This window comes from Pandoraea pneumonica, from assembly GCF_902459645.1.
GTDB lineage: Bacteria > Pseudomonadota > Gammaproteobacteria > Burkholderiales > Burkholderiaceae > Pandoraea > Pandoraea pneumonica.
Genome location: NZ_CABPSK010000002.1, coordinates 761,019 through 784,197, shown reverse-complemented (window position 1 = coordinate 784,197; position 23,179 = coordinate 761,019). Strand labels below are relative to the sequence as shown.

The following is a 23,179-nucleotide window of genomic DNA, read 5'->3' as shown; positions in this document are numbered from 1 at the left end:
CAACAAGGACTCACGCGTCATGAAAACTGCCCTCATCATCGGTGCTTCCCGCGGTATCGGTCTCGAATTCGTGCGGCAATACCGGGAAGACGGCTGGCGCGTGATTGGCACTGCGCGCAACGACGAGGGTCTGGCCGCCTTGCGCGAACTCGGTGCCCAACCGCTCAAGCTCGACGTCACGCGTATTGAGTCGGTGGCGGGCCTCACGTGGCAACTCGATGGCGAAACCCTCGATGTCGCGGTCTACAACGCCGGTGTGAACTCCGAACGCACCACGGGCCTCGCCGCGATTACGCGCGAAGAATTCGACCGTGTCTTTCACACGAACGTGCTGGGCGCGATGCAGGTCGCGCCGCTCGTGCTGCCGTTCGTCGACGAAGCGAAGGGCTCCTTCGGCTTTCTGTCGAGCCGCATGGGCAGCGTGGCACTCATGGATTCGAACGGCAGTTGGTTGTATCGCGCCAGCAAAGCCGCAGTGAACTCGGTGGTCAAAGCCACCTCGCTCGAAGCGCAGCAGGCGACGTGTGTCGCCATGCACCCGGGCTGGGTGCGCACGGATATGGGCGGCGAGAACGCCGACATCGACGTGCAGACGAGCGTTGCCGGTATGCGCCGCGTGCTTGCCCGTGCCCCGGGCGAGCGCGCCACGCACAACGGCGGCTTCTTCAATTACGACGGCAACGCACTGGCTTGGTAAGCCGCGACGTTGCCGTATGTGGCGCGTTGCCGTCGCATCCGAACACCTGCTGCGAACGCTGTTTTGTACTGCTGCTGTGGACCGAATAACAAGCTGTACGCCATACCGCCGTATCTTTTGATAAGCGGGCCAGAAACGTCATTCTGAAACGGAGCCACCATGACGTCCGCCATCGACTTTTATTTCGACTTCGCATCCCCGTATGGGTATTTTGCGAGTACCTGCATCGACGACATCGCGAACAAACATGGCCGCGGTGTCGCTTGGCATCCGATTCTGCTCGACATCGTCTACAAGGTGAACGGCACGGGCGCGCCGGTGCAGCATCCGATCAAAACCGAGTACATGCGCCGCGACGTCGAGCGCACCGCTCGCTTTCAAGGCATTCCGTTCAACCGCCCGTCGCACTTCCCGATCCCGACGCAGGTCGCCGAGCGCGCCGTGCTGTGGGTGCAGGACCATCGCGGTGGGGACCTCGCGGCGGAATTCGCCAAGAAGATTTACCGAGCGCTTTACGTCGATGACGTGAACATCGGTGAGCCGGCGGAACTCGTCAAACTCGGCGAAGACCTCGGCATCGATGGTGCGGCGCTCGACAAGGGCATGCACTCGCCCGCCGCGAAAGATCATCTGAAAGCGGAAATCGATCTCGCCATGGCGCGCGGTGTGTTCGGCTCGCCTTTCGTGATCGTGGACGGCGAGCCGTTCTGGGGCTACGACCGCTTCGGTCAGGTGGAAGCCTGCCTGAAGAACGGCAAAATCTGACGAGCCAACACATCATGGCAAGCCCCCGAAACACGCCCACCGCCACCACGTCGGACAACGAGCGCGAAGGCTGCCCCTGCGGCGGCCTTGCGTTCGACGCCTGCTGTGGCCGCTACATCGACGGCGGTGAATTGCCGCCGACGGCCGAAGCGCTGATGCGTTCGCGTTACACCGCATTCGTGCGTCAAAACGCGCCGTACCTGCTCGACACGTGGGCCGCGCGCACGCGCCCGACCACGCTGGATTTCGACGACGCCCCGCAATGGCTCGGCCTGCAAGTCAAAGCGCATTTGCAGCGCGACGACGCCCACGCCGAAGTGGAATTCGTGGCGCGCTACAAAGTGGGCGGCCGCGCCCACCGGCTGCATGAGCGCAGTCGCTTCGAGCGCACGGCCGATGGCCGCTGGCGCTATATCGACGGCGATTTGTTCGACTGACCACAAGTCACGTTCGCACCCTCGCCCGAGACAAGTTTCCGATCCGAACCTAACGACAACTCACTCTCCACCGGATTTCGTCACATGCCGATTCTCGAAAGCAAGCTCAACCCGCGCGGCGAAGACTTTGCACGCAACGCGGCCACGATGCAAACGCTGGTCGACGACCTGCGCGAGCGCATTGCGCAACTCTCGGGCGGCGGCGGCGAAGCCGCTCGCAAGAAGCATGTGGCGCGCGGCAAACTGCTGCCCCGCGAACGCGTCCAGCAATTGCTCGATCCGGGCTCGCCGTTTCTCGAACTCTCGCAACTCGCCGCGATCGGCATGTATCACGACGACGCGCCGGGCGCGGGCATCATCACCGGCATTGGCCGCGTGTCGGGTCAAGAGTGCGTGATCGTCTGTAACGATGCCACGGTCAAGGGCGGCACCTACTACCCGATGACGGTCAAGAAACACCTGCGCGCGCAGGAGATCGCCGAGCAGAACCATCTGCCGTGCATCTATCTCGTCGACTCGGGCGGTGCGAACTTGCCGAATCAGGACGACGTGTTCCCCGATCGCGATCACTTCGGCCGCATCTTCTACAACCAGGCGACGATGTCCGCACAGGGCATTCCGCAGATCGCCGTGGTGATGGGCTCGTGCACGGCAGGCGGCGCCTATGTGCCCGCGATGAGCGACGAGTCGATCATCGTGAAAGACCAAGGCACGATTTTCCTCGGCGGCCCGCCGCTGGTGAAGGCCGCCACGGGCGAAGAAGTGAGCGCGGAAGACCTTGGCGGTGCCGACGTGCACACGCGACTGTCCGGCGTGGCCGACCACTTCGCGCAAAACGATGCGCACGCGCTGTCGATCGCCCGCAGCATCGCGGCGAATCTGAATCGCCGCAAACCGGCCACGGTGGCCGTGAAGACGCCGGTCGAACCGAAATACGACCCGCGCGAACTCTACGGCGTGATTCCCGCCGACACGAAGAAACCGTTCGACGTTCGCGAAGTCATCGCGCGTCTGGTCGACGGCTCGGAATTCGACGAATTCAAAGCGCGCTATGGCACCACGCTCGTGTGCGGTTTCGCGCATCTGTGGGGCTATCCGGTCGGCATCGTCGCGAACAACGGCATTCTGTTCTCGGAGTCGGCGCAAAAAGGCGCGCACTTCATCGAACTGTGCTGCCAGCGCAAGATTCCGCTGATCTTCTTGCAGAACATCACCGGCTTCATGGTCGGGCGCAAGTACGAAAACGAAGGCATCGCCAAGCACGGCGCGAAGATGGTCACGGCGGTGGCCACGGCCAACGTGCCGAAGTTCACCGTCATCATCGGCGGCTCGTTCGGCGCCGGTAACTACGGCATGTGCGGGCGCGCGTATTCGCCGCGCTTCCTGTGGATGTGGCCGAACTCGCGTATCTCGGTGATGGGTGGCGAGCAAGCCGCCTCGGTGCTGGCGACCGTCAAGCGCGACGGCATCGAAGCCAAGGGCGGTCAGTGGAGCGCCGCCGAAGAAGACGCGTTCAAGCAGCCGATTCGCGAACAGTACGAGCGTCAGGGCCACCCGTATTACGCCAGCGCCCGCTTGTGGGACGACGGCGTGATCGATCCGGCGGATACGCGCACGGTGCTCGGGCTTGGCCTGTCGGCCGCGCTCAACGCCCCGATTCCGGAAACGCGCTTCGGCCTGTTCCGCATGTAATCGCCCCGACGCCACCGAGAGATTTGCTGTCATGAACCTTGCCACGCTCAAACTCAGCGTCGACGCCCACGTCGCCACGGTCACACTCAACCGGCCCGACGTGCGTAACGCTTTCAACGAAACCGTCATCGAAGAATTGACGGGCGCGTTTCGCGCGCTCGCCACCAACGACGACGTGCGCGTGATCGTGCTGGCCGCCGAAGGTGTGGCCTTTTGCGCCGGTGCCGATCTGAACTGGATGAAGAAGATGGCCGGTTATTCGGACGCCGAGAACCGTGCCGACGCGATGACGCTCGCCGTCATGCTCAACACGATCTATCGCTGCCCGAAGCCGGTGATCGCGCGCGTGCAAGGCGATACGTATGCGGGCGGCGTCGGCCTTGCTGCCGTGGCCGATATCGTCGTGGCCGTCGACACGGCGCACTTTTGCCTGTCGGAAGCGCGCCTTGGCCTGATTCCCGCGACGATCGGCCCGTACGTCATTCGCGCATTGGGCGAACCGGCCTCGCGTCGCTACTTCCTCACCGCAGAACGCTTTACCGCCGCCACTGCGCAGCGTCATGGCCTCGTGCATGAAGTGGTCGCCGCCGATGCGCTGGACAGCACTGTGCAAGCACTCGCCAAGGCGCTGGCCGACAACAGCCCGAACGCCGTGAAGGAGTGCAAACGCCTCGTCCAAGACTTCGCTACCCGCACCATCGACGACGAAGCCATCGCCGAGACGGCCGACCGTATTGCCACGATTCGCGCCTCCGACGAGGGCCGCGAAGGGGTTCGATCCTTCCTCGAGAAGCGTTCGCCGTCGTGGCGCGACGCGTCCTGAGCCTGCAAAACACGGGGGATTTCGCGACGTAGGGCCGCTTGAGGCCCATGCCACGCGGAATCGCCTGCAATACGGTTACAAAATTTTTTTGGGAGGGGTGACGGCGGAGAAGCCGCAACGTTATCGACGCGTTTTCAGAATTTATCGATAACGTCTTGCTATAGCTCGCAAGAGCACGAGATTTCACGCCATTTCCGCCTATTGCCCTGCCAAAACGCTTTGCCTACCATGCGCCCATCCCCACCTCCGGTCTCGTTCAGAAACGCACCCTGCGTACGTCTGACGACGGCCAGCCGGGCGACTCGGCAACGGTGCATCCGCACCTGCGTCGTTCGCCTCGGTGCACGAAGGAGTCAATGATGGACGCCCAAATCCGGCAAGCTCAAGGGCACCCCCCCGCCATCGCCGACCAGACTGCACGCGTTGACGCGTCAGGCCCCGGCAACCTCGCGGCCCGCAGTCAGCGGCAGGTCTGGCACCCCTGCACGCAGATGAAGCAACAGGCCAAGCTGCCCCTCGTCGCGCTCTCGCACGGCGAAGGCCCGTGGCTCGTCGATACCGACGGCCAGCGCTACCTCGATGCGATCAGCTCGTGGTGGGTCAACCTGTTCGGCCACGCCAATCCGCGCATCAACGCGGCGTTGATCGACCAACTCGGCCGCCTTGAACACGCCATGCTCGCGGGCTTCACGCACGAGCCCGTCGTGGCGCTCGCAGAACGTCTGTCTGCACTGACTGGCGGCGTACTAGGCCATGCGTTCTTCGCGTCTGACGGCGCATCTGCCGTCGAGATCGCGCTCAAGATGAGTTTTCACGCGTGGCGCAATCAAGGCCACAGCGACAAGCGTGAATTCGTTTGCGTGAAAAACGGTTATCACGGCGAGACGCTCGGCGCACTTGCGGTGACCGATGTTGCCCTCTTCCGCGACGCTTACGACCCGCTGCTGCGTCACGCGCATGTGGTGGCATCGCCCGATGCGCGCCTCGCTCGCGATGGCGAAACGGCGGCGGATGTGGCCAAGCGTGCCGCCGCTGAACTCGACGCGCTGCTCACGCAATGCGAGGGCCGTGTGGCCGCCGTCATCGTCGAGCCGCTGGTGCAGTGCGCCGCCGGTATGGCGATGCACGACCCCGCTTACCTGCGTGAAGTGCGTGCGTTGTGCGATAAGCACGGCGCGCACATGATCGCCGATGAAATCGCCGTCGGCTGCGGCCGTACCGGGACGTTCTTCGCGTGCGAGCAGGCCGATGTGTGGCCCGATTTGCTCACGCTGTCGAAAGGCATCAGCGGCGGCTATCTGCCGCTCTCGCTGGTGCTCTCGCGCGACGCGATTTACGACGCGTTCTACGACGACGACACCGCGCGCGGCTTCTTGCACTCGCATTCGTACACGGGCAACCCGCTCGCGTGCCGCGCCGCACTCGCCACGCTCGACATCTTTGCCGACGACGACGTGCTAGCTAACAACGTCACGCGTGCGGCACGTTTGACGCAAGCCCTTGCACCGCTTGCGAACGATGCCCGCGCACAGCACTTCCGCCAACGCGGCATGATCTGGGCCTTCGATGCGAAGCTGCCCGAAACGCCCGGCGCGGCCGGTGCGTTCGCCAAGCGGTTCTACAGCGAAGCGCGCGCACGCGGTGTGCTGCTGCGCCCGCTCGGCGCGACGGTCTACCTCATGCCGCCGTATGTGCTCGACGAGAGCACCAGCGATTGGCTCGCGCAACAAACGATCGCGGCATTCGATGCCACGATGCGTCAGGACTTCGACAGCACGGAGATGGCAGCATGAGCGCACATCCCTTGCTCGAACGCATTGAATCCGGCTTAGCCGATATCGATCGCGCGCACCTGCGCCGCACGCATCGTGTGGTGTCGACGCCGTGTCAGCCGCATTTGCGCGCCGATGGTCGCGACGTGCTCGCCTTCGCCAGCAACGACTATCTCGGCCTCGCCGCGCACCCGAAGATCGTGGAAGCATTGATCGACGGCGCGCGTCGTTACGGCGCGGGCAGTGGCGCGTCGCACCTGATCAGCGGTCACTCGCAGGCGCACGCGGAACTCGAAGCGGCGCTGGCCGACTTCATGTCGCCGCATTTGGTCGATGGCCGTGCGCTGTACTTCTGCACGGGCTACATGGCCAATCTGGCGACGATCTCTGCGCTGGCCAACAAGGACGCCGAGATTTTCTCCGAGGAACTCAACCACGCCTCGCTGATCGACGGCGCACGCCTGTCGCGCGCCCGCACGCATGTTTATCCACATGGCGACGTGGCCGCGCTTGCCGCGCTGCTCGAAGCCAGCGAGGCCGAGACGAAGCTGATCGTGACGGACGGCGTGTTCTCGATGGATGGCGACATCGCGCCGCTGCCGCAGTTGCTGGCACTCGCCGAGAAGCACAACGCGTGGCTCGTCGTCGACGATGCGCACGGATTCGGTGTGGTCGGTGAAAACGGCCGAGGCGTGTTCGAGCCCTTCGATCTGCGCTCGCCGAATCTCGTCATCATCGGCACGCTCGGTAAAGCGGCGGGTGTTGCCGGGGCTTACGTCGCGGCGCATAAGAGCGTGATCGAGTGGTTGATCAATCGCGCGCGTCCTTACATCTTCACCACCGCGGCCGCGCCTGCGCAGGCCCAAGCGTTGCTCGCCAGCCTCGCACTGATTCGCGGCGACGAAGGCCGCGAGCGCCGCGCCGCGTTGCAGGCCCGCATCTTCCAACTGCGCAGCTCGCTCAAGCTCAAGCACTGGCGGCATATCGCATCGCCCACGGGCGTGCAGCCGATCATTCTTGGCGAGAATGCGGCAGCTTTGCACGCGCAGGCCGGCCTGGCTGAAGCCGGGCTCTGGGTGCCGGCCATCCGGCCGCCGACCGTGGCCCCGGGGACATCGCGTCTGCGCGTGACGCTCTCGGCCGCCCACACGCAAGACGATGTCGCGCGGCTCACGTCAGCGATCAATCAACTCGACCACGACTGGACGGCGCACGCGCATGGCTAATCAAGACCTCATTACGCCGATGGCCGAGCGCGCCACGCCCGCCCGCCACGCTTTCTTCGTGACCGGCACCGACACCGAAATCGGCAAGACGCTCGTCTCGTCGGCGCTGCTGCATGCGTCGGCCCGCCGCGGTTTGGTGTGTGCCGGGCTGAAGTCAGTCGCAGCAGGTGCGGTAGAGAGCGGTGGCCGCCTCGTCAACGAGGATGTCGAGCAGTTGCACGACGCGAGCAGCCTCAAGTTGCCCGACGATTGGTACTGCCCGTATGTGCTCAAGGACGCGACGGCGCCGCATATCGCCGCCGAAGAAGAAGGCATCGACCTCGACTGCGAAGTGATCCGCTCGGGTTATGCCCGTGTGGCCGCGCGCGCCGATCTGGTGATCGTCGAAGGCGTCGGCGGCTTTCGTGTGCCACTGGGCGTCGGCAGCAATGCGCTCGATACCGCCGATTTGGCCCGTCAACTGGGTCTGCCGGTGATTCTCGTGGTTGGCCTGCGGCTCGGTTGTATCAACCACGCGTTGCTCACGGCGGAAGCCATCGCCGCACGCGGCCTGACGCTGGCCGGTTGGGTCGCCAACCATGTCGACCCCGACATGCGGCACGTCGAGGCGAACATCGACGCCATTGCGCAACGTTTGCCCGCGCCGCTGCTCGGCCGCATTCCCCATTTGCCGCATCCCGATGCGGCCACGGCCTCCGGCTATCTCGACATCGCGCCGCTGTTGGCACACACCCAAGCCGCGCGTTAATTACCGAATACACAGAATTCAAGGACACCCACGATGCAAGTTCATGCCCACACCGCCGAACACGGTCACGACGAAGCCCTGCGCCGCAACGACAAGCCTTGGCGCGTCGAAGAGATCGAAGCGCTGTTCGCATTGCCGTTCAACGATCTGATCTTCCGTGCGCAGCAAGTGCATCGCGAGCACTTCGATGCCAACGCAGTGCAACTCTCGTCGCTGCTCTCGATCAAGACCGGCGGCTGCCCGGAAGACTGCGCGTACTGCCCACAGTCGGCCAAGTACGACACGGGCGTAGATGCCGAAAAGCTCATGCCGATCGACGAAGTGATTGCTGCCGCGCAAGCCGCCAAAGACGCGGGCGCGACGCGCTTCTGCATGGGCGCGGCATGGCGCAGCCCGAAGCCGCATCAGGTCGATGCCGTCGGCGAGATGGTGCGCAGCGTGAAGGCGCTCGGTCTCGAGACGTGCGTCACGCTCGGCATGCTGCGCGACGGTCAGGCGGAGCAGTTGCGCGAAGCCGGTCTCGACTACTACAACCACAACCTCGACACGTCGCCCGAGTTCTACGGTCAGATCATCACGACGCGTACGTATCAAGACCGCCTCGACACGCTCGCTCGTGTGCGCGAAGCGGGCCTGAAGGTCTGCTGCGGCGGCATCGTCGGGCTGGGCGAGACGCGTCGCGAGCGCGCTGGCCTGATCGCCCAACTGGCGAACATGTCGCCGTACCCGGAATCGGTGCCGATCAACAACCTCATCAAGATCGACGGCACGCCGCTGGAGAACAACGAGAGCGTCGATCCGTTCGATTTCGTGCGCATGATCGCGGTCGCCCGCATCACCATGCCGCGCGCGATGGTGCGTTTGTCTGCCGGTCGCGAAGAGATGGACGAAGCGCTGCAATCGCTGTGCTTCCTCGCCGGGGCGAACTCGATGTTCTACGGCGACAAGCTGCTCGTCACGCAGAACCCACAGGCCGAAGCCGACCGCCAGTTGCTCGCGCGCTTGGGCATGCGCACGTCGACCGAAGCGAAGCTGGGCACGGACGCCGCCGGTTGCGGCGAAGCCGAAGGCGGTTTGTCGGCTTGCAAGACGCATTAGGACAGTGACGCGTTGACGGCGGCACGATAGGTTTGAAGCCGGTGTCGCGGCGAGCATCGCAACAGACGATGCCGTGACACCGGCGGCGACAGATAGCAAGAAAGTAGCGATATAGCAGCAGGACAGAGAAGCAGGCGCGAGTGCGTCGGCGGCTTGCCACAAGCGAGCCTGCCGGACGCGAACGTCGCCCCAATCGATCATTTTCCGGAGGCAATATGTTCGACAAGATCCTCATCGCCAACCGCGGCGAAATCGCCTGCCGTGTGGCAGCCACTGCCGCACGTCTGGGCATTCGCACGGTCGCGGTCTATTCCGACGCCGACGCGCAAGCCAAGCACGTCGCCGTGTGCGACGAGGCCGTTCACGTGGGCGGCGCCGCCGCACGCGACAGCTATCTGCGCATCGACGCCATCATCGCCGCCGCCGTTGCCACCGGCGCGCAAGCCATTCACCCCGGTTATGGTTTTCTGTCCGAGAACGAAGCCTTCGCGAAAGCGTGCGACGACGCGGGCATCGTCTTCATCGGACCGCCGGTCGGTGCCATTCACGCCATGGGCAGCAAGAGCGCTGCAAAGACGCTCATGGAAGGCGCTGCCGTGCCGCTCGTGCCGGGTTATCACGGCGACAATCAGGACGCCGCTTTCCTGCACGCCCGCGCCGACGAGATCGGCTACCCGGTGCTGCTCAAAGCCAGTGCAGGCGGCGGTGGCAAAGGCATGCGCGTGGTCGAGCGCAGCGAAGAATTCCGCAGCGCGCTGGCGTCGTGCCAGCGTGAGGCCGCCAGCAGCTTCGGCGACGAGCGCGTGCTGGTCGAGAAATACCTGACGCGTCCGCGTCACATCGAAATTCAGGTGTTCGCCGATACGCACGGCAATTGCGTCTATCTGTTCGAGCGCGATTGTTCGGTGCAACGCCGTCACCAGAAGGTGCTGGAAGAAGCGCCTGCGCCGGGCATGACCGCCGAGCGCCGTCAGGCCATGGGCGACGCCGCCTGCAACGCCGCACGGGCGGTGGGATACGTGGGCGCGGGCACCGTCGAGTTCATCGCCAATCAGGACGGCTCGTTCTACTTCATGGAGATGAACACCCGCTTGCAGGTGGAGCACCCGGTCACCGAAATGATCACGGGTCTCGATCTGGTCGAATGGCAACTGCGTGTGGCCGCCGGTGAAGTGCTGCCGCGCAAGCAAGACGAACTGCGCATTCACGGCCATGCGCTTGAAGCGCGCATTTACGCCGAGAATCCGGACAACAACTTCCTGCCGTCGACGGGCACGCTCTCGACACTGCGCCCGCCCGCTGCCGTGCAATTCGAGATTGGTGCGGGGGCGACGCCCGCCGCTGTGCGCATCGACTCGGGTGTGCGCGAAGGCGACACGATCTCGCCGTTCTACGACCCGATGATCGCGAAGCTGATCGTGTGGGGGCAGGACCGCGACGAAGCGCTTGCCCGCATGCGCCGCGCGCTCGGCCAGTACCGCGTGGTGGGTGTGCAAACGAACATCGCGTTCCTCGGCCGTCTGGTCGCGAGCGAGCCGTTCGCCGGTGCCGATCTCGACACGGGCCTGATCGAGCGCCATCGCGACACGCTGTTCCCCGGCGTGGCCCCCGTCCCGGCGACCACGCTGGCGCTGGCGGTGGCGGCTCAGCTTTCTCGCGAGGCCATCGTCGGCCGCCGCAAGTATCAGGACAGCATCGATCATCACTCACCTTGGCAACTCGCTACCGGCTGGCGTCTGAATGGCGACTACCGCCGCACGTTGTCGTTCGATCAGGGCGAGACGCGTCATGACGTCGTCCTCACGAGCGGCGCGCAGGCCAGCACGCTCACCGTCGACGGGGAAACCTATTCGTATCGCTACACCCACGATGGCGGCGTGTATCGCGTCACGCTCGGTGAGCGCCGCGTGCAGGGACACGTCGACTTCGAGCACGAAGTGGCGCACGTATTTGCCGATGGTCACGCATGGGCGTTGCGCTGGCACGACCCGCTCGCGCAGGCTGGCGCGCAGGAAGGGGGCGAAGGCCGCCTGACCGCACCGATGCCCGGCAAGGTCATTGCCGTGCTGGCACCGGCCGGGACGAAGGTCGAGAAAGGTGCGCCGCTGCTCGTGATGGAAGCCATGAAGATGGAACACACCATCAGCGCACCGGCCGACGGCGAAATCGAGGAGGTGTTGTACGCCGTGGGCGATCAGGTGCCCGAAGGCGCGCAGTTGCTGGCGTTCAAACGGTAAGGTTTATGCGGCGAGGTGATGCGTTGAGATTCACGCGGTGAGCCCGACGCGTCCCTCGCCGAGAATCGTCTGACGCCGGAAATGCTCCGGCGTCAGTCCCGACTGTCGCGTGAACATCTCGATAAATGCCGACGGCGTCGCGTAGCCCAGATCGAACGCGATCGACTTGACCGTCTGCCCCGCCTCCAGCCCCTCGATGGCGCGCAGAAAGCGCATGCGCTGCCGCCATTGCCCCAACGTCATCCCCAATTCCACCCGGCAGTGACGCGCAAGCGTGCGCTCGGTCATGGACGCTACCTGCGCCCACTGCGCCAGCGTACGGTTGTCGCCAGGCTCGCTTTGCAGCGCCTGCAAGATGCGCACGAGCGCAGGGGAATTGGCCTGCGGTAGAAAGCGCGGTTCGGCGGGCGCGAGCGCAAGTTGATCGACGAGCACCTGCGCGAGACGCTTGTCGGCATCGGTTTTCGGCGACGCCACCCCGCGCTCTGCGAAGTCCGACAGAATGGCCCTCAGCAAGCCGCTGATGCGCAACGTGGCCGCATGCGCTGGCAGCACGGTCGCGAGCGACGCATCGATATATACCGAGCGGTAGATCACCGCGTGCGCGTTGAAGCTGGCGTGCGCCGCTTTCGGCGGAATCCAGACGGCGTACTGCGGGGGAGAGAGATAGCGCGCGCCTTCGATTTCAAGCTGCATCACGCCATTCGCCACGTAGTTGAGCGTGCCCCAGTCATGGCGATGCGGCACCCACGCCGTCTGCGCGTCGAACTCGTCGTAGCGGAAGTACACCGGATACGGCAGCGTCTTGAAGGTGGGCCAGTTGTAGCGAACGGTCATTGCTCGGTTTCCGCATTTTTTGGCATCTTACCCGCTCCGCCGAATTAGAAGCGCCGCGAATTGCGGCGTTTTTTCATTCTTTTTGGGGACTGTTCTTAGAAACGTGGTGAGTGAATTCGCGATGTCGTCGCTGTGACGGGCCTCACGGGCTAATAGGAATTTTCATCAGGATTCCGAACCGGTATTCAACAATATTCTCGGTGTCGATATCAACCACGCGCAGCCACGCTGCCCGACACCATGACACAACGTCTTCCTATGTTTACCGGTCCGCGTGCCCTTGCGCTCGCGGCAACCCTCGCACTGTTCACCGTACCGGCGGGCGTCCATGCGCAGAGCAACGTCACACTCTACGGCACGCTCGACTCCGGCTTCGTTCACGCCAACAATGTCGCACAAGGCAACGGCTCGGTCGCGTTGTCGCAAATCACCAGCAACATACTTTCCGGCAGCCGTTGGGGCCTGCGCGGCACCGAGTCGCTTGGCAACGGGCTCACCGCACTATTCCAAATCGAGAGCGGCTTCAACGCGGTGAATGGTCAGCTCGGTAATGGCGGCCTCGCGTTCGGGCGCAAAGCGATCGTGGGCTTGCGGGGCGATCGATGGGGTGAAATCACGATCGGGCGCCAGTACGATCCGGTCGTCAATCTCGTGCAAGGACTGACCGCCGACGGTTACTTCGGCGGGTTCTTTGCCACGCCAGGCGATGTCGACAACTACGACAACGGCGCGCGCATCAACAACGCGATCCGTTACGCCACGCCCAACTACGGCGGCCTTCAATTCGAAGGCATGTATGCGATGGGGAATGTCGCAGGCAAGGCGGGCTCGGGGCGCTCGTATGGCGTTGCCGGGGCTTACAGCAACGGGCCGCTCGCACTCGGCGCTGGCTTCTTCTTCGCCGATGGCGGCAGCAAGGTGGATCAGGTAGCGGGCTCTCAGGACGAAGGGCTGCGCCAGTGGTCTAGCAGCGCGGGTTCGCTGTTCAATTCGTCGATCAACATCGGTTTGCGTACGGCGAGCAAAGTGCGAATCGCGCGCGTGGGCGGTAAGTACGCCGTGGGCCCGGCGATTCTCGGCCTGTCGTATTCGCACGCGGAATACGCCAGCGACGGGCTGTCGGCATTCAGCGGCACGGCCAAGTTCGATACGGTCAATGCCTTTGCCAGCTATGCGCTGACGCCAGCGGTGAGCACCGGGGTGGGTTATAGCTACACGCGCCTGCGTGGACCTCGCCAGACGGCGGCGCATTACAACCAGTTCAACGCCGGCGTCACGTACGCGCTATCGAAGCGTACGGCCACGTATGTCATTGGCGGCTACCAACGGGCTTCTGGCACGACGCTCGATGCGTCGGGTACGCAAACCGTCGATGCCACCGCCTCTGTCGGCTCGTACGGACTCAACGCAGGTGCGCGCTCACAACTGTTGCTCGGCATGGGCTTGAAACACAGCTTCTGATTCCGGCCATCGCCATCGGCCCATTCCCGAGGATTCATGCGGGTTTGGGCTGATTTTCCAAATGAAGACAGAGACTTAGAATTCAAACGACCGTTTGGATGTTTTGAACTGAATTGCTTATCTGAATACAGTATTTCTAATTTCAAGGGTTTACCCTATTCGGGAAAATCATTAGAATTCGTTTTCATCAAAGTTTGAAGCAGACGCAACCGACGGTACCCCAAGCTTTTGGAATCGATTCGCTCCGGTTGGGTTGGCAGCGAAAGTATTCAGGAGAAGGGTTGTGAGTTTCGTCAGTTGGTCGTTGATTGCCCTCGTCGCCATCGCTATTTCGGGCGCACGCGTGCGTCAACTGCATCGTAAGGCGACGCGTCTGGCCGCGTCGGCGCATGTGGATCGCGTCTTGCGCTATCGCCGCAGCCACCGCCGTACGCCGTGCACACGCATTCAGTTCAAAGACGCCGCGTAAGTCTCATCACGCAGCGCCAGCAGTAGCAGTAGCAGTAGCAGTAATTGGCAGTTCAGTAAGTTGGCCGTTCGGCTTTATCGCTGTACTCGCATCACCCGCAGTCCTGTCGTTCAGAAGGTCTTGCATCAACGCAGTCCCCGTCGACGTTAGACGGCTCGCGCAGTCGTAGTGAAATCTAGCTTTACCCGCAGTGGTAGTCCGCAGTACTCATTGCTGTTCTCCGGCGCTTTTGTCACGGCCGGATGGAGAGTCATCCCTCCCTGCTGTTACGAGGCATCGCTCTCACGCGTCGAAGCCGTACCGCCGCCAATGTTCTCGGCGGCGGAGCGCGCGCCCACAGCCTCGTATTGCCCACGCGTTGCATCAGACAACCCGACGCCCCGAATCTCGGAGCGCGCATTCGCAAGCCCCGTACTTGTGCCATCGGTACCCGGCTGCGAATTCGCCATGCACTCTCTTCCGAGCGATCTCGTGCGTTTGTGGTCACGCACGCCCGCGTTATCGCGTGGGCGCCCGGCATGTGCCTACCCGCGCAACATGCCCGCCGTATTCGTATAAGAGAAGATTGTCGTCATGAACACCGACCCAGAACGTATTACCGTCACCCTCACGCTGCACCCGAACGACCTGAAGCAACTCGACCGAGCCTGCCACCGCGTGGGCATGAAGCGCGAAGATTTCTGCGTACTGGCGACGCATCTGGAAGGCTCGCGCGTCCTGAATGGCGAGGGGCTGGCAACGCTGGCCCGCCCGTTCGGCTTCGCTGCCGCCATTCCCGCCGCCTTGCGCTCGGCATTCTCGCGCCTCTGCGTGCGCTGATCGGTCACCGATCCCGCGCTGTTGGCGCGCTGTCCGAGACCACAGCGCTAGCGCCAGCCGATCACTGGCGCTCGTCACCGACCCTAGCGGTTCAGCTCGAACACGACCATGCCGTCGCGCCCGTCGCGTTTGGCGCGATAGAGCGCGCGGTCGGCCTGTTGCAGCCACGCCTGCGGCGAGTCGAAACCCGTCGAGAACGGCACCAGTCCGATGCTCACGGTGCATTCGGTCAGCGACAGCGTCTGGCCGTCCGTGACCGGCATTTGCGTCTGCAACTGGGCTTCGGCCTGCGCCACGCGCGCGCGCAGATCGGCCAGCAGATGATGCATCAGGTCCTGTCCAGCCACGGCACCTGTATTCACCAGCACGGCGCCGAACTCCTCGCCACCGTAGCGGCCTACGGCATCGATGTCGCGCAGCCGTTGACGCAGCAACCCTGAAAAGCGGCGCAACGCCGTGTCGCCCGCGGCATGGCCCAAGGTGTCGTTGATGCGCTTGAAGTGATCGAGATCCATCAGCACCAGACACGCAGGCTGTCCCGTCGCCATGCAGTGCGTATGAATATCGGCCAGACGCTGCTCCCACGCGCGCCGGTTAAGCAAGCCCGTCAAGCCATCGTGTTGCGACAGATATTCCATCTCGCGCGAGCGATGTGCGAGCTTCTGCGCGAGGTCGTAGGTCACCTTACCCAACGCAATGGGGTAAAGGATGATCATCGGCAAGCACGTCAGTACGTTGAACGTGTCCGACGCCGGCGCCCATACGAAACCCACTAACGCGATACCGACCAACACGCCCGCCACGTTGGCGAGCACCCCCTGCAAGAACAACTTCACGCCACCGGCGCCGATGTTGTCCATCGACATCATCGCCAGCACGACCACGCTCGGCAGCACGTTGAAATGCATCGCCGCGACCCAGAACCCACCGAACGCCGAATCGATCAGCAAGTTCATCCGTTCGGCGCGATACGGCACCGGGCGCGAAAGCGCCAAGGCGCACGCCACGTGCGGCCAGACAAACCCGTTGACGATGAGAAGTACCCAAAGCCAGGACGCGATGGGCGGATCGTGACGGTAGAAAACGCCCGCGACGCAGAAGAACCCAATCGCTAGGCCGATGGTGCGCAAGCGGTAGATGCGGCGCACGAAGCGCTTGCCCTTGCCCGCGACCGAAGAATCAACACCGAAAGAAGACGATGCAGCACGACGCTGCTGCGCGCCGTCGGCATGCGCCGACCGGCCTTGTGGACTCACTGACACCATGCTGCTCCGATCACCTGTCACGAAACGCGCACGATGCGAGTGCACCGTGGGGCGGCAAATGGCCGCGCACTTGGCGTATACCGCCTAACGTGCACATGTCCATCCCCGCACCGCGCCATTCTACCTGCGCGCCATGACGCGCGGACGAGGATCGAGCGATAAACGTCGCGTCTTAAACCACGTATCATTTGTCCGAAATTCGCTATCTTGCGGACACCCCTCGGGCGGACAATTCGCCGCATACCGTGCAGTGTGCGCGGTGCGACCCCAGTGCCCCCTTATCAACTCATGTTTAATTTCATCCTGCCGTTGACCGCCGTGCTGATCTGGTCGGCCAACGTGATCGTCAACAAGCTCGCCGTCGGTCACATCTTCCCCGCCGAAATCGCTTTCCTGCGCTGGTTCGCTGCCGGGGTGATTCTCACGCCGTTCGCGCTGCCCTCGCTCTGGCGTCAGCGCAAAGCGTTCCTCCCTCATCTGGCGCAATACGCGACGCTCGGCGTTTTGGGCATGGCGATCTACCAGGGCCTCGCCTACTCGGCCGCGCACTATACGAGCGCGACGAACATGGGGATCATTCTGTCGCTGCTGCCGCTCACCACACTCACGCTGGCCGTCGTTGTGTTGGGCGACGTACTGACTGCGGGCGCCATCGCCGGTGGCCTGCTGTCCATTTTCGGTGTGCTGCTGGTCGTGGGTCACGGATCGGTCATGCACCTCGCCGATCAAGGCATCGGCATCGGTGACGCGATGATGGTGTTCGCCATGCTCGCGTACGCGATCTACTGCGTGCTGCTACGCAAGTGGCGTCTGCCGCTCGCGCCGCTGCCGTCGCTCTACGCACAAATCGTATGTGCGGTGATCGCGCTGCTGCCCTTCTATCTCATGTCGCAAAAGGCCGGGGTGTCGATGGACAACCTGCCTGAACTCGCGTTTGCCACGATCCCCGTGTCAATCGCAGCCCCCTTTATCTGGATGATCGGCGTCGCCCGTATCGGGCCGCGCCGCGCCACCGTCGTCATCAATCTGGTACCGATCTTCACCGCGTTGATCGCCGCCTTCGGTCTCGGCGAGCATCTTGCGGCCTACCATCTGCTCGGCGGCGCCCTGATTCTTGCGGGTGTCGCGTTGGGCGAGTGCTGGCACCTGCCGATCCGGAAAGCGCGAGAACTGACACAGAAACTGCAAGAAGACTTGGGAAGTGTCCGATAAATTTTGTGCGAAAAAAGTGGCCCACTCTTTATAGAGGGCCACCTGTCACGCATGGGGAGGAAAGCGATATAACGTCGCAAGACGCGGGGGGATTGATTAGGCTGTGTGACTCGTCAACGGAGTTCCGCCATGCAAACGAACCCACTCGCGCTGTTTGGAGACCATCTGGCGCACTTGCGTAAAGCACGTGGCTGGTCGCAGGAGAAGCTGGCACTCGAAAGCGGTCTGGCCCGGTCGTACGTCAGCGGCATCGAGCGGGGGCGCCGCAATGTCGCCCTCGTCAATATCTGCGTACTCGCCGACACGCTCGGCGTGTCCACGTCCGAGATGCTTCGCTTCTCGCAAGCCCCCACCGGCACCGACGCGAACGCCATCGCGGCAGAGCGCACACCACTACCGCAAATCAGCCGCTCGCTCGGGCGGCTCGAAAACCGCGACCAAGTCTGGCTCGCAGAAATCATCCGCAGTCTGAGTTCCCGCCTGAGTCACGCCGGAACACCCGCCAGCGTGTCGCAGCTTTTGCATAACGGCGATTCCGGTCGCGATCGCAGCCTCGATGCAGGGTACGGCGGTGCCTACGCAAGCGGCATCCCCGCCGAACCTAGCTTGAGCGATGCGATAGAAGAAGACGAAGACGAAGACGACGAGCGTGAGGACGCGTTTAGCAATGTCGGCCGAAGCGAAACCGGCGATCTCGACGCTGCACGCCACGGCGATGCCGACCGCGACGATCTCGATGCCTGCGATGCACGCGATTCCCGTATCGAACCGCTCGCCGAACCGCGTACCGAACCGCGTATTGATCCGCGTATTGATCCTCGTATCGAACCGCGCTTCGACAATCGCTACGCAGCGCCTCAACACCCCGCCGATGGCGAGCGATTTCTCGCACCGGGCGAGATCGCCCAAGACGATTCGCATCGCACCCCAACCGTCGACGAGGAATGATCGACGGCACGGCAAGAGGCATATAGGACATCGCGCAAAGTCCGTTCGCATGACAACGGCTTCGCGCGATGTTTCGTCTTATCGGCGTGTCGGTGCAACGACCACCATCGCCGTATTCCCGTCGCATTGCCCACGTATCGACACGACTGCCCATCCAGTTCTTGGCAACGCGTGACTTCCGAAAAGACGCGGCATTGCGCCGCCCATCGAGACGAAATCGCTCACGCGCGTGTCATATCAAAACCCATTCGCATTGTCCGATATCAGATACGACGCATTGGCACTGAGTGACATCCCGAAAGCCGACAAAGAGAGTCATCTCCCGGCGTCATGGGCATCCGCCGATGTCACACTTCGCGTTTCCCATTTGACCGGAAGGGCGACTACGCGAGTCACCGAGCGATCGTGACTACGCAGCGTAGCGTGACGTCTGCTTTCGGAACCCCGCACTGCTTGTGCCTTCTCCGAAAGTCAGCCCCAAGGTGACGTTGCACACTATGCAGTTCGTGCCTCGCGACCGGGTATACCCAAGAGGCCGTCCCCGATGCCGGTTTTTTGCTTCAATCTTCCTGTCCCCAACAAGGAAATTTTTAGTATGGACTCCAATTTATTTAGATTCGGCAGACACCTAGCCGGCTTGCGTAAGAAGTACAACTGGGCACAAGACAAGCTCGCACTCGAAAGTGGGCTTGCTCGTTCATATCTCAGTGGGGTGGAACGCGGCAAACGCAACATATCGCTGCGCAATATTTGCATCCTGGCCGATACGCTCGGCTTGCCGCCTCACGAACTGCTCGCATTCGACGGCGCACACGGGACTGCGGCCGACGGCACGCTGTCCCCACCTTGTGATCCGTATCCGTCGCTCAACCGGGCGATGCAGAAGTTATCGGATCGCGATCAGGCGTGGATGGCCGATCTGGTCCGCACGCTCAGCCTTCGCTTGGGGCCCAGCATGTTGCGTGACGAGTGACGAGTAAGGGGTTCGATGTCGAAAGCAGGACGTGGACGCGATAGCCGATCCGGTGGCGTCAGTCATTCCCGAGGAACGCATCCACGGCAAGATGAAAAGCGATCGGATTGGCCAGATTCATGCCGTGCGAGGCGTCCTGAATCAGCATGCGGCGCGCTTCCGGCATGGCATGCGCCAGCGCATTGAGGACATCCGGATAGGGTGCCGGGCTCTCGGCCCCTCCCATGAGCAGCACGGGGGCGTGCAATGCGCCCAGCGCGTCGATGGGGAGCGGCGTACGCGGCTCTGCCACCTGCCCGATCAACGTGCGTGCGTTGTCTCTCACCATCTGTTTGAACCACGGCACCATGCGGCGCCACGTGTCGGGGCCACTCACGGTGTCGATGAAGATCGCGAGTCCGCCATCGATATCGCCGGCCTCAATCAACTCGAGTGCCTTTTCGCGGAAATTGCCCCGTTCGCTGTCGAGCGGGACCTGAATGGGGCCACCGCTGATCTCTACGCCCGGGTCCGCCAAAATCAACGACCGTACCGTGTCGGGCGCCAGCAGCGCCGTGCGCAGCGCAACGTACCCGCCGCGCGAGTGACCCAGCACGTGCACCGGGCCGACATCCAACGCCGTAATGAACGCCGCGAGATCTTCCGCATGCTGCTCGCCGGAGAACGTGCCGTCGTGCCCGTCCCATGCCTCGGGCCAGTAGTGCCGCAGGCTGACCGAAATAACGCGTCGGCGTTGGCCCAGCGGTGCCATGTTCGGCTTGAAGTAGCGCAGATCGCAAAGCGAGCCGTGAACCAGCACAAGGGGCGCGCCAACGGCATCGGCGGGTGCGGGCGTTTCGACATACGCCATCGGATAGCCGTTGACGTCGATCGTTTGCGGGATAGGGGCCGGCATGGGGGGGTGACACTTTCGATAAGACGGACTCGCCAGTATACCGAGCTTGTTGCGAGCTTGCCGTCGGCATGCTGCGGCGCGGCAAGGCTAGCGGCGCCAGTCCGGGCACCGCAAGACGCTGGTGTATCCTTGCGACTTTCCTCATTCCAGCGGCACCACGTCATGGCACTCAAAGCCACCATCTATAAGGTCGAGGTGCAAATCACCGACCTCGATCGTCACTACTACGCCACGCACAACCTAACCCTCGCCCGTCATCCGTCGGAAACCGACGAGCGCATGATGGTGCGTCTGCTCGCCTTCATGCTTTACGCGGCAGAGCGCCTGTCGTTCGGTAAAGGCATCTCGACTGCGGATGAACCCGATCTGTGGGAACTCGATTACGGCGACGACATCGTGCGCTGGATCGACGTCGGCCAGCCCGACGCGCGCCGCCTCATCAAAGCGGCTGGCCGTGCCGAGCACGTCGACGTCATCGCGTACGGCGGCAAACCGGCCGGCATCTGGTGGCAAACCACCGAAAAAGAGATCTCGCGTTTGTCGAACCTGACCGTGCGCATGCTCGACGACGCCTCGGCCGAAGCGCTCACGGCACTGGCCTCGCGCACCATGCGCCTGCAATGCACGATTCAAGACGGTGAAGTCTGGATCGCCGACGATAGCCACAATTTCGCCGTCAACCTCACCACGCTGCGCGAAGCCAAGCAGGACTGAGCCCGGGATGGGGTGCGCCCGACTACGCGGGGTGACACAAGCTGCGTTACACTTGACGTTAACGTAAATCGAGTGAACCCGTCCGCGCGGTGCCGCGCGGCGGCTTTGCTGCCTCGTGCCCGCCCCGCCGCTCATGGACATCCTGATCTTTTCGCCCGACGGCAAGACTGCCCCGTATGAAACGGGCATCGCCGAACACCTGCCGCACGCCAACATCCGCAGCTGGCAACCGGGCGACAGCGCCCCCGCCGATTACCTCGTACTTTGGAAGCCAAACGCCGAGGTGCTGCAACCTCGCGAGCGTCTGAAAGCCATTTTCAATATGGGAGCCGGTGTCGACGGCGTGCTCGGCACGCGCGGCGAAGGGGCCGAACGCCTGCCCGCCGGTGTGCCGCTCGTGCGTCTCGAAGACGCGGGCATGGCCGATCAAATGGCGCAGTACGTCAGCGCCGCCGCCTTGCGTTATTTCCGCCGACTCGACGAGTTCGGCGCACAACAAACGCAAGATCAGTGGAAATTTCTCAAGCCGAATCGCCTCAGCGACTTCCCCATTGCCGTCCTCGGCTATGGCACGCTCGGCGCGCACGTGGCCAAAGCCCTCGCGAGCTTCGGCTTCCCGGTACGGGCATGGAGCCGCAGCCAGCGTAGCGACGAAAGTGGCGTCGCCTTGCATCACGGCGATGCCGGTTTCGATGCTTGCGTCAGCGGCGCGCGCATTCTCGTCAATCTGTTGCCGCTCACGCCGCAAACAGTCGACGTACTGAACGCCAACCTATTCGCCAAGCTGGCCTTTGGCGCGTTCCTAATCAACGTCGCTCGCGGTGCCCATCTGGTCGACGCCGACCTGCTGACTGCACTCGACAGCGGCCAAATTGCCGGTGCCACGCTCGACGTGTTCCGTACCGAGCCGCTGCCGGCCGACCATCCGTTCTGGCACGCGCCGCGCGTGACGGTCACGCCGCATATTTCCGCCCTGACGCTGCGCGACGAAACGGTGGCACAGATCGCCGGGAAGATTGCCGCACTCGAGCGCGGCGAAACGATTACGGGCATCGTCGACCTGACGCGCGGTTACTGATACTGCGCGTGTCACGCGAGCCGAGCCCGGCCAGGACAACACCGAGGAGACACCCACAATGACTCAGCCTCAACTGCCGCAACGCGTGAAAGTGGTCGAAGTCGGCCCGCGCGACGGACTTCAGAACGAGAAGCAACTCGTGCCCGCCGACATCAAGATCGCGCTCGTCGATCAACTGTCCGCCGCCGGGTTTGCCAATGTGGAGACGACCTCGTTCGTCTCGCCGAAGTGGGTGCCGCAGATGGCCGACGGCGCCGAAGTGATGACAGGCATCACGCGCCGTCCCGGCACGATCTACTCGGTGCTCACGCCGAACATGCGCGGCTTCGAAGCCGCAGTGGCTGCCGAGGCCGACGAAGTGGTGATCTTCGGCGCGGCAAGCGAAGCCTTCTCGCAACGCAATATCAATTGTTCGATTGAAGAGAGCATCGCGCGCTTCGCCCCCGTGGCACAGGCGGCGAAAGACGCCGGTCTGCGCCTGCGCGGCAGCATCTCGTGCGCACTCGGCTGCCCGTATCAAGGCGAAGTGCCGGTCGCCAGCGTGGTCGACGTCGTGCAACGCATGGCGGCTCTGGGCTGCGACGAAATCGACATCGCCGACACCATCGGCGTAGGCACCCCGACGCGCACGCGCGAAGTCATGGAAGCCTGCGCACGCGCGTTCCCGATCGAGCGTCTGTCCGGCCACTTCCACGACACCTACGGGCAAGCGACGGCCAACATCTATGCGGCGCTGCTCTCCGGCATCTCGATTTTCCACTCGTCTGTCGCGGGCCTCGGCGGTTGCCCGTACGCGAAGGGCGCGACCGGCAACGTCGCCACCGAAGATGTGCTCTATCTGCTGCAAGGACTGGGCATCGAGACGGGCATCGATCTCGAGGCCGTGGTGCGCACGGGCGACTTTATTTCGAAGGCCATCGGCCGCAACAATGCCTCGCGCGTGGGTCGCGCGATGCTCGCCAAGATGCAAGACGCCGCACCCGCTGCGGCCTAATTCATCCTGATCGCCCTGA

The 23,179-nt window shown here is 63.4% G+C and carries 23 protein-coding genes; 19 read left to right on the top strand and 4 right to left on the bottom strand.

Going from position 1 to position 23,179, the window contains the following annotated elements; all coding sequences use genetic code 11:
• The first annotated feature begins 19 nt into the window (after nucleotides 1-19).
• From PPN31114_RS12580 to PPN31114_RS12535, 10 genes are all read left to right on the top strand, one after another.
• Nucleotides 20-697, top strand: coding sequence for an SDR family oxidoreductase (locus tag PPN31114_RS12580; protein WP_150679821.1), 678 nt, complete (start codon nucleotides 20-22; stop codon nucleotides 695-697).
• A gap of 159 nt (nucleotides 698-856) precedes the next feature.
• Nucleotides 857-1,462, top strand: coding sequence for a 2-hydroxychromene-2-carboxylate isomerase (locus tag PPN31114_RS12575; RefSeq protein WP_150679820.1), 606 nt, complete (start codon nucleotides 857-859; stop codon nucleotides 1,460-1,462).
• Nucleotides 1,463-1,476: 14 nt separating this feature from the next.
• Nucleotides 1,477-1,899, top strand: coding sequence for a YchJ family protein (locus PPN31114_RS12570; RefSeq protein WP_150679819.1), 423 nt, complete (start codon nucleotides 1,477-1,479; stop codon nucleotides 1,897-1,899).
• Nucleotides 1,900-1,983: 84 nt separating this feature from the next.
• Nucleotides 1,984-3,591, top strand: coding sequence for a carboxyl transferase domain-containing protein (locus PPN31114_RS12565; RefSeq protein WP_150679818.1), 1,608 nt, complete (start codon nucleotides 1,984-1,986; stop codon nucleotides 3,589-3,591).
• A 31-nt stretch (nucleotides 3,592-3,622) separates the two neighbouring features.
• Nucleotides 3,623-4,414 (top strand): enoyl-CoA hydratase/isomerase family protein, encoded by a 792-nt coding sequence (locus PPN31114_RS12560; RefSeq protein ID WP_150679817.1) that lies wholly within the window; start codon nucleotides 3,623-3,625, stop codon nucleotides 4,412-4,414.
• A 356-nt stretch (nucleotides 4,415-4,770) separates the two neighbouring features.
• The gene (gene bioA / locus PPN31114_RS12555; RefSeq protein WP_246182526.1) at nucleotides 4,771-6,207 is read left to right on the top strand and encodes an adenosylmethionine--8-amino-7-oxononanoate transaminase; all 1,437 of its coding nucleotides are present in this window, start codon (nucleotides 4,771-4,773) and stop codon (nucleotides 6,205-6,207) included.
• Nucleotides 6,204-7,412: an 8-amino-7-oxononanoate synthase gene (bioF, locus tag PPN31114_RS12550; protein WP_150679816.1), complete on the top strand. Its 1,209-nt coding sequence runs from the start codon at nucleotides 6,204-6,206 to the stop codon at nucleotides 7,410-7,412. The genes bioA and bioF overlap by 4 nt, the downstream gene beginning before the upstream one ends.
• Nucleotides 7,405-8,160, top strand: a complete 756-nt coding sequence (gene bioD, locus PPN31114_RS12545; protein WP_150679815.1) for a dethiobiotin synthase — start codon at nucleotides 7,405-7,407, stop codon at nucleotides 8,158-8,160. The genes bioF and bioD overlap by 8 nt, the downstream gene beginning before the upstream one ends.
• A gap of 33 nt (nucleotides 8,161-8,193) precedes the next feature.
• Complete coding sequence (gene bioB / locus PPN31114_RS12540) at nucleotides 8,194-9,258, top strand: biotin synthase BioB (RefSeq protein WP_150679814.1); 1,065 nt, start codon at nucleotides 8,194-8,196, stop codon at nucleotides 9,256-9,258.
• A 215-nt stretch (nucleotides 9,259-9,473) separates the two neighbouring features.
• Entirely contained in the window at nucleotides 9,474-11,495 is a 2,022-nt protein-coding gene (locus PPN31114_RS12535; protein ID WP_150679813.1) for an acetyl-CoA carboxylase biotin carboxylase subunit, read from the top strand.
• A gap of 30 nt (nucleotides 11,496-11,525) precedes the next feature.
• Here the strand turns inward: PPN31114_RS12535 and PPN31114_RS12530 are convergent, their stop codons facing one another.
• Complete coding sequence (locus tag PPN31114_RS12530; protein ID WP_150679812.1) at nucleotides 11,526-12,332, bottom strand: AraC family transcriptional regulator; 807 nt, start codon at nucleotides 12,330-12,332, stop codon at nucleotides 11,526-11,528.
• 258 nt (nucleotides 12,333-12,590) lie between these two features.
• Here PPN31114_RS12530 and PPN31114_RS12525 point away from each other — a divergent pair, with 258 nt between their 5' ends.
• The gene (locus PPN31114_RS12525) at nucleotides 12,591-13,793 is read left to right on the top strand and encodes a porin (protein WP_246182525.1); all 1,203 of its coding nucleotides are present in this window, start codon (nucleotides 12,591-12,593) and stop codon (nucleotides 13,791-13,793) included.
• Between the two features lie 283 nt (nucleotides 13,794-14,076).
• Nucleotides 14,077-14,262 carry a hypothetical protein gene (locus PPN31114_RS12520; protein WP_150679810.1) on the top strand — a complete coding sequence of 62 codons (186 nt, stop codon included), beginning with the start codon at nucleotides 14,077-14,079 and terminating at the stop codon, nucleotides 14,260-14,262.
• A 266-nt stretch (nucleotides 14,263-14,528) separates the two neighbouring features.
• On the opposite strand, the gene PPN31114_RS12515 is transcribed toward PPN31114_RS12520, so the two are convergent.
• Nucleotides 14,529-14,711: a hypothetical protein gene (locus tag PPN31114_RS12515; protein WP_150679809.1), complete on the bottom strand. Its 183-nt coding sequence runs from the start codon at nucleotides 14,709-14,711 to the stop codon at nucleotides 14,529-14,531.
• 124 nt (nucleotides 14,712-14,835) lie between these two features.
• Between PPN31114_RS12515 and PPN31114_RS12510 the strand changes: the two genes are divergently transcribed.
• Nucleotides 14,836-15,081, top strand: a complete 246-nt coding sequence (locus tag PPN31114_RS12510) for a hypothetical protein (RefSeq protein ID WP_150679808.1) — start codon at nucleotides 14,836-14,838, stop codon at nucleotides 15,079-15,081.
• Between the two features lie 83 nt (nucleotides 15,082-15,164).
• Here PPN31114_RS12510 and PPN31114_RS12505 read toward each other — a convergent pair whose 3' ends face one another.
• Nucleotides 15,165-16,346 carry a diguanylate cyclase gene (locus tag PPN31114_RS12505; protein ID WP_150679807.1) on the bottom strand — a complete coding sequence of 394 codons (1,182 nt, stop codon included), beginning with the start codon at nucleotides 16,344-16,346 and terminating at the stop codon, nucleotides 15,165-15,167.
• Between the two features lie 288 nt (nucleotides 16,347-16,634).
• Between PPN31114_RS12505 and PPN31114_RS12500 the strand changes: the two genes are divergently transcribed.
• From PPN31114_RS12500 to PPN31114_RS12490, 3 genes are all read left to right on the top strand, one after another.
• On the top strand, nucleotides 16,635-17,558 hold the full coding sequence (locus tag PPN31114_RS12500; protein ID WP_150679806.1) for a DMT family transporter: 924 nt from the start codon (nucleotides 16,635-16,637) through the stop codon (nucleotides 17,556-17,558).
• A gap of 129 nt (nucleotides 17,559-17,687) precedes the next feature.
• Nucleotides 17,688-18,506, top strand: coding sequence for a helix-turn-helix domain-containing protein (locus tag PPN31114_RS26570; protein WP_306439715.1), 819 nt, complete (start codon nucleotides 17,688-17,690; stop codon nucleotides 18,504-18,506).
• 595 nt (nucleotides 18,507-19,101) lie between these two features.
• A complete protein-coding gene (locus tag PPN31114_RS12490; protein WP_150679805.1) occupies nucleotides 19,102-19,479 on the top strand; it encodes a helix-turn-helix domain-containing protein in 378 nt (125 codons plus the stop codon).
• A gap of 58 nt (nucleotides 19,480-19,537) precedes the next feature.
• On the opposite strand, the gene PPN31114_RS12485 is transcribed toward PPN31114_RS12490, so the two are convergent.
• Complete coding sequence (locus PPN31114_RS12485; RefSeq protein ID WP_150679804.1) at nucleotides 19,538-20,374, bottom strand: alpha/beta fold hydrolase; 837 nt, start codon at nucleotides 20,372-20,374, stop codon at nucleotides 19,538-19,540.
• Between the two features lie 162 nt (nucleotides 20,375-20,536).
• Here PPN31114_RS12485 and PPN31114_RS12480 point away from each other — a divergent pair, with 162 nt between their 5' ends.
• The 3 genes from PPN31114_RS12480 (at nucleotide 20,537) to PPN31114_RS12470 (ending at nucleotide 23,160) form a co-directional block, all read left to right on the top strand.
• Nucleotides 20,537-21,088 (top strand): YaeQ family protein, encoded by a 552-nt coding sequence (locus PPN31114_RS12480; protein WP_150679803.1) that lies wholly within the window; start codon nucleotides 20,537-20,539, stop codon nucleotides 21,086-21,088.
• 133 nt (nucleotides 21,089-21,221) lie between these two features.
• Entirely contained in the window at nucleotides 21,222-22,166 is a 945-nt protein-coding gene (locus PPN31114_RS12475; protein ID WP_150679802.1) for a 2-hydroxyacid dehydrogenase, read from the top strand.
• A gap of 58 nt (nucleotides 22,167-22,224) precedes the next feature.
• Entirely contained in the window at nucleotides 22,225-23,160 is a 936-nt protein-coding gene (locus tag PPN31114_RS12470) for a hydroxymethylglutaryl-CoA lyase (RefSeq protein ID WP_150679801.1), read from the top strand.
• Nucleotides 23,161-23,179: the final 19 nt, after the last annotated feature.